Below are 357 nucleotides of genomic sequence, written 5' to 3' on the forward strand. Positions count from 1 at the left end.
TGCGTCATTGAAAACCTCCTTTGCGAAAGTGCGTGTATATGCCTGCCTTTCCCGCTTGTCCTGTGGGGAAATGTCAAAAGACGGCACCCAGCAGGTGCCGCCCTTTGAGCTTTCTCCACTTCGGGGCGATATGGCCCGAGGTCAGTAAGGACTGGAATGGTACTTTTCTTTGGCGTCCTCCACGCTGTTGAGGTCAAATACTTCATAAAGTTGCCCCACAACACGCCGTATATCCTTCTTTGAAAATCCGCAGTCCTCCATTGCCATAATGACATAGCCGCGGCAGGCGTCATTGCTCCATTCGTCCGTTTCCAAGCCGGGGATCATTCCAAACGCATTTCCCATAAAATGCTCCTT

General features: G+C 51.3%; 1 protein-coding gene. It reads right to left on the minus strand.

Annotation, left to right across the window (positions count from 1 at the left end; translation table 11 throughout):
* Positions 1-141 precede the first annotated feature (141 nt).
* Positions 142-357 (minus strand): hypothetical protein (locus GPK90_RS19795; protein WP_486463669.1); only part of this gene is annotated, 216 nt, incomplete at its 5' end.

The sequence above is a fragment of the Clostridium sp. MCC344 genome, assembly GCF_018785365.1.
Taxonomy (GTDB): domain Bacteria; phylum Bacillota; class Clostridia; order Lachnospirales; family Lachnospiraceae; genus Pilosibacter.